Genomic DNA, 6,608 nt, shown 5'->3' on the forward strand with positions numbered 1-6,608 from the left:
TCACCCTTGTCTCGGGTGATTCACTTTTACCCCCTCAATCCGACTATGTGCCAGTTTGGGGTGCGGAATGTGGGCAAAAACTTTGGGAATCTTTACCACCCGTCTATCGCCAATGTGCAGTTTGTTATACAGACTTTTGGGCAGCCTATGAGAAAGTCATTGCATCTACCCGTCACAAACCCGTTGATAAAGGCAGTGGAGAAACGAATCATATCGAAAGGTTTAATAATACTTTACGTCAAAGAGTTTCAAGACTTGTAAGGCGGACTCTTTCTTTCTCAAAAAAGTTAGAAAATCAGATCGGAGCCATTTGGTATTTCATTCATCACTATAATGAATGTCGAGCTGAATAATTTTTCCATCACTACGTATTTATGACTGCCGATGTGAGTAAAAGCTTAGTTCAAAAACTTGTCAAGCGAAAAAAAATAGAGGGTAATTTACAGCCGAAATCCAGGGCTAAACCGAGATACAGTCATTTGAATAATGCGTCAACTAAATTAAGAGAAATAGTGGCAGCATATCCCGATACAACGTTGGTAGAATTGTGTGAGTTATTCGTCTAAAAGACAGGAAATTGGGTAAGCTGTCACGCATTTAAATTGCATATTCAGGGCGGGCTTTCTGGCCCAACCCCTACTCCCCACAAAACTTAAATTATTTTTTGACATTTAATTTAAATGCACAACAGCTTAGGTAGAACAGCAATGTGTAGTACCTTGCAAAATTTGGGACTAAATCGCCAAGAAAACGGTCATAAGTAGTAGTAAAGCAGGGACAAAAAGAGTGATGAAGTTAAGGTTAGAGTATTGGGAAAAAGTCAAAAATATCGAGCCAAAAAATGAGCGTCTTTTTAGATAAGACTGGAGTATTGCGCTTGTTTAAAACTCACTCATGCACGCTCGAAGTAACTAGAGTATATGGGTTAAACCTTTTTAGCGAGGTAAAAAAGTCACAGTAATTGGTGCAATTAGTTTCCTGCAAGTAGTGGGATAGATGACAATAGATAATTTGATGGATAGCCAAGCATTTGAAGTATTTATCGATCAATGTTTAGTGCCAAAATTGTGGTCGGGAGCAGTAGTAGTGATGCATAACTTACCAGCGTATAAAGTAGATTCAATTAAGCCTATGATTGAAGCGGTGGGTGCTTCTATCTTGTGTTTTTCCCCATACTCTCCTGATTTTAATCCAATTGAATTATGGTGGTCGCAACTCAAATCTTTATTGCGACAGTTTTCACCAACCAGCACTAAAATGGTTGACACGATAACTGCTATGGCTCTTGACTTAATTAATCCGAAACATCTTAAAAACAGGTTTACTAATTGCTGCTACTGTAGCTCATAAGATCCGGAAGTGCTGTATAGCTAATTCCACCCATCCCAAATTTTGTGCCTCGATCGCTGCATACCTTCTTTTATCCTTTTCTGATAAAGAGTTATAAAGTGTCTTTATTTCCGACTCAATTGAACTAGAATAAAACATAGGTTTAAAGGTCAGATAAAGTGGTAGAATAGAAAAATTCCTTGGGAGTTTCTATCAATGTTAGAGAAAGTAGCAATCAGGGCGCTGTTTTTGATTATATCCGACAATCCATCAAGTTATTTATTTTTAAGTCCTGAGTGGTAATCGCTATGTGTTAGATACGAATGCGATCGTGGCTCTGCTTCAAGGAAATCTTCAACTTATTGAATTACTTAAAGGTGCTGATTGGATCGGAGTTTCAGTAATTAGCCAAATAGAGTTTCTGGTATTTCCTGGGTTGACTCAAGACGATCGCCAGCTTTTCGAGCAGTTTCTGCAAAGAGTTGAAATTCTAGGTTTAGTGGCGATGGATGCTGTGTTGATTGAAAAAATCATTGAAATTCGCCAGCAAAATCGCTTGAAACTACCGGATGCGGTTATTGCAGCAATGGCAATCCAAAATTCAGCAAGTTTGGTGACGGCAGATCGAGAGTTTGGAAAGGTAACAAGTTTGACGGTAATTAATTGGTAGCGATCGCTCTTCAATCGAGAAAAAGAAGTAAAGGGCGATCGACCTTTGGATGGTAAAAGAGCGATCGCTCTTTTTATCCTACAAGGGCAATCGCTTAGAGGTTTAGAAACCTAGGTTTTTGTAGCAGATATTGGGCAAGAGGCAAAAGTATCTGAAAAACCCGGTTTCTTTTGTTTGGGGAAAGAGCGATCGCTCTTGAGAACTATACCCGAAGGCGATCGCGCTTTTTTCAGGAAGGGAAAGAAAGGGCGATCGCACTGTACTCACGGTCGTGCCTCAGCGACGTACATGGATATACTTAGTTGGATTACTTGCAGAGATTGTCCGTTGTTTATACAGGAAGTCATAGGCATTACTGCTAGTAGGCCAATAACTTGATTCTGATATGACAATTGTTCCATCCGGATTTACCTTCTCAACAATGGCTACGTGGTTAGACTCCCACTGGGCAATAGCACCCACTTGAGGTGTATTTGAGACTGGGATACCAGCAGCACGGGCTCGATCGTCCCAGCGGGATGCGTCGGCTGTTAACTGGTTAAGATCGCTCTGACTATAACCTAGTTGTCTTAAACGACCATTAGCATACCAAGTGCAGTTTCCCTTAGCATTAGGGTTACTCATGCTGTAAATGGGAGGGTTTACCGATTTTGGTGCGTATCCAGCTCGCCATAAAGGGTTGTTTTGACGATATGCAGGCGAATTAAAATCTACTGGTATTCCTAGAGTTGAGCCAGCATTATTATTACCACCACTACCATTGTTGGAACCACCACCACCGGAACCGGAATTTGTTCCTTTAGTCACATAGTAAGCAGCAACAAATCCGCGCTTGCCATTCACCTCAACTTCATACCAATCATTACGGTTGCTATTGCCGATACTGTAAGTTCCACCAGTCACGCTTCCCAAAATCTTTAGGTTTGTACCCTGATTCAACTTGGTAGTGCTCGCTGCGTTAGTAGAAGCTGAACTCCTCAGATTGAGAGGTACACCACCAACATTTGAGTTAACAAAACCAGATTCCGGTGGTGGCGGTGCACTAGAACCTTTATCAACGAAGAAAGCAGCAACAAAACCGCGCTTGCCATTCACTTCAACTTCGTACCAATCATTGCGGTTGCCATTACCGGTACTGTAAGTTCCGCCTTGCACCGATCTCAAAATCTTCATTTCCTTACCAACAGGTAATGTGTCAATCCGATTTTGAGAAGTGACTTGAGCCTGACTCCTCAAATTCAAAGGCACGCTACCAACCCGCGAACTGACTCGACCAATCTCGGAACTAACAGGAGTTGGAGTAGCTACCGGAGTTGGTGTCACGGGAGTACCCGGCCCAGATTGATAGCTCACTGGTAAAAGTAGCTTTTGACCAATTTGCAAACGAGTTGCATCAAAATCGGTTAACGGAGTGTTATCTACTTTGAGAATTTCCCGCCAGCGATTAGCATTTCCCAACTCTTTCTGTGCGATTGTCGAAGGAAAATCTCCTTTTTTTACAACGTATTCGCGATAACCAGTAATCGGAGTTTGTCCGGGGTTAGTAGGAGTAGGAGTCGGAGTAGGGCTAGTGCTGGCACTGCGAAGAGCATTCAAATAACGCTCAGCAATTTGTGCAATGGAACTGGCTTTATCTGTACCGTTCACAATGCGTCTGGCGTTGAAAAAGTCTTGCTTTGAACCATTGATGTAGTTACTCAGCCCGACGCCAGTAAAAGAGCCATCGCGCATTCCTAGAACTAGAATTTTAGCTGCATTTGCCGGATTAGATGCCAAACCTGGATTGTTGATTAAATCGATACCGAGTCGCTGCGACCATTTGGCATAGTTCGAGCGACCTGTGATTTGCACGTAACCGCGTCCTTTGAAACGTCGTCCATCTCCAGGTTGCGTATTTCCTAAGTCTTGCCTTCCTTCATAAGCATCTCCAGATGCTATTTCTTCCATCCATCGTCCTAAAAGGGATTCGTGTTGGGCAGTTGCCAAGATATAGGCTATTTGTCCTAAATCGGTGATGCCATTTGCTAAAGCTTCAGCAAGAATTCGAGGAATTGAATCGCTGGCAAATGTGCGTATTGAAGATGGAGGAACGGCAAGTAGCTTATTAATATCAAAGAGTAATGTTGGAGTTGGTGTTGGAGTTGGTGTTGGAGTTGGTGTTGGAGTTGGTGTTGGAGTTGGTGTTGGTGTTGGAGTTGGTGTTGGTGTTGGCGTTGGTGGCTGCGGCAGCGGAGTAGATCCGGGTGCATTCCCGTTAACAATTGCACTTGCTATCCAGTTATTTGTGCCTGCGATCCGATACCACCGCTCATCGGGTGTTCCTAGCTGAAAGTCAGGAATCCGTTCGCCATAAGTCCAACCGTTAAATTGGATAGTTGCTTGATAAGGATAAGTACCCACTATTGCAAAATTAGTTCCGGGGCCCGATCGTACATTCGCACCAGCAGTTGCCATCACCGAAGCAGAAAAATTGGTTGGTTGGACAGTTGGCCAGAAGGGATTAGCAGCGGCTCGTTCGCTAGGTTTCACATCTCCTTCTCTACTCCAACCTCCAATAATTTCAATCACTGGAGTAGCATATTTTTCGCCTGTTGTTGCTAATGCCAAAGCTACTGCCGCTTCGATATTCAGCAACCCTGCACCGGTTTCGCTATCCCAATCTGTTGTCTTCAAATCCGTTGCAGTCTGCTTCAGAATTTCAATCACTTGACGGAAGCTCAAAGCTGGATTTGCCGCCCACACTTGCGACGCTGCACCGGTGACTTTTGCCGTGGCTGCGGAAGTCCCTGCCATGAAGCCAACTCCATCTCCAACTGTTGATAATTGTGGATTGTCAACAGTTCCTCCAGGAGCTACGATATCTAAACCTTGACCGTAGCTGGAATAATTTGTGCGATCGTAAGCTTTAGAAAGTGCAATTTCATCATTAATTCGTTCCGCAGCACCAACAGTAATGATGTTGTCAAATTCTTGGGAAGCTTGACCCAAGGCAGACATTACGCCACCGTCGTTGCCAGCCGCGACTACCATCATTACTCCATTTTGACGAGCATATTCGATCGCACTTCTTTCCTCCGGCGTAAATTCATAGCGAGTAGTTGTCGTACCGTCGGGATTAACTTGAGTAAGATCCATGCTCAAATTAATGACTGCATTCTTTTTCCCGGAAGCTTTGACAAAATCAACATATTCAACTAATGAATCTGCCCATTTTCCAGAACCGATCGCCCTTCCAGCCCAAATAGGTGCTTTTTCATTAATGCCGTCAATACCGATACCGTTGTTTTGAGTAGCGGCAATAATTCCTAAAACATGAGTGCCGTGTTCGTTGCCTTTACCAGGTTCCAATCTGGGGTCAGCATCGCCATCTACCCTGTCTTGTCCCCAAGTAATTCGCGAGTAGTCAATATCAGGATTGTTGCCAGCAAATCCCGTGTCAATGACTCCGATTATAGGTTGATCGGCAGCAGGAAAATCGAATTGTGCTGTCTCAATCGACGGTAATGGTGGCTGGATGGGCGGTATGGTTAGTCGATCGACCGTCTCTTCTAGGCGATCGACTACAGCCACAATATTATCGGAAACAGTAGTTGATTCATTGAAAGTCATCAACTTTTGAGTCACGCTTTCCAAACGGGCAATCAAAGTCTCATTGCTGCTATTCCCACCCGGATCGTCGGCACTTCCCAAGTTAGTCAAACTTTGTTTCATGCTTTCCAATCGCGCTATCAAATTGGCCGAAATAGAATAATCTACTTCAGAACCCGTGGGAAAAACATCAATAGATGGCTGGGGATTTTCAACAGTAGCGGAATCATCCTCAGTTGATTCATCAACTATCGGCAAACTCGGCAAAGACTCTTTTGGAATCACCACATCACTAACAGCCGGAGTCTCGGCAATTATTTCCTTCGTCTGCGACTCTTCATTCTTGTTAGCAGTTGTCACTGCCAGACTTTCCAAATCAGTCTCTTGCAGCGGCAGTGAAGGCTTAACTTCGGCAGTATCTTGACTGTCAACAGTCGCTGTTGGCTGACTTTCCTTCACCGTTGAATCAAAACTACTTTCAGGAAAAGTAACTGTGGATATTTCAGCTTTATCAGTCTCTTTCAACGGCAATGACGGCTGCTTATTTTCTGCATTTTCTTTACTTTCAACCGCCGTTGTTGGCTGACTTTCCTTGACCGACTCTACAGGATTTTCTGCTACAACAACTTTACTATTTTCTGTTTTCTGTACGTCAGTTACTAAATCCGGCTTCGATTCCTCTTTCGCCTTGCTTTCCGCTGGCAAAACTTCCTGTTTCGTCTCTACCTTTGTCAGACTTTCCCCTGGCAAAACTTCCGGTTGAGTCTCTACTTTTGCCTGACTTCCCGGTGGCAAAATTTCCGGTTTAGTTTCTACATTATCCGTTGGTGTCGTCGCAGCAACTTCCGTCTCAGCAGTAGATTTTGCTGGCAAAGTTGACGTTGCTGGTGTTTCGGTAACTTCGTCTTTTACCTCGGTTGCCGCTGCGGGAACAGGCATTTTTTCAACTGGTAATTTTTCCGTCGAATCCGCCACAGTATCTTGGCTAGCAGTGGGTGTAGTTGTCGCACCTGCCGTTGGC

The 6,608-nt window shown here is 43.8% G+C and carries 4 protein-coding genes; 3 read left to right on the top strand and 1 reads right to left on the bottom strand.

Going from position 1 to position 6,608, the window contains the following annotated elements; genetic code table 11:
* The 3 genes from QUA80_RS31280 to QUA80_RS31290 form a co-directional block, all read left to right on the top strand.
* Positions 1–353, top strand: a 353-nt coding sequence (locus QUA80_RS31280) for an IS1 family transposase (RefSeq protein WP_333428823.1), incomplete at its 5' end; no start/stop codon positions are given.
* A gap of 643 nt (positions 354–996) precedes the next feature.
* A complete protein-coding gene (locus QUA80_RS31285; RefSeq protein ID WP_333428824.1) occupies positions 997–1,350 on the top strand; it encodes a transposase in 354 nt (117 codons plus the stop codon).
* 289 nt (positions 1,351–1,639) lie between these two features.
* Positions 1,640–1,999 (top strand): type II toxin-antitoxin system VapC family toxin, encoded by a 360-nt coding sequence (locus QUA80_RS31290; RefSeq protein WP_333428825.1) that lies wholly within the window; start codon positions 1,640–1,642, stop codon positions 1,997–1,999.
* Between the two features lie 276 nt (positions 2,000–2,275).
* Here QUA80_RS31290 and QUA80_RS31295 read toward each other — a convergent pair.
* Positions 2,276–6,608 (bottom strand): S8 family serine peptidase (locus QUA80_RS31295; RefSeq protein ID WP_333428826.1); only part of this gene is annotated, 4,333 nt, incomplete at its 5' end.

It is taken from the genome of Microcoleus sp. F4-D5 (genome assembly GCF_036704885.1).
Taxonomy (GTDB): domain Bacteria; phylum Cyanobacteriota; class Cyanobacteriia; order Cyanobacteriales; family Microcoleaceae; genus Microcoleus.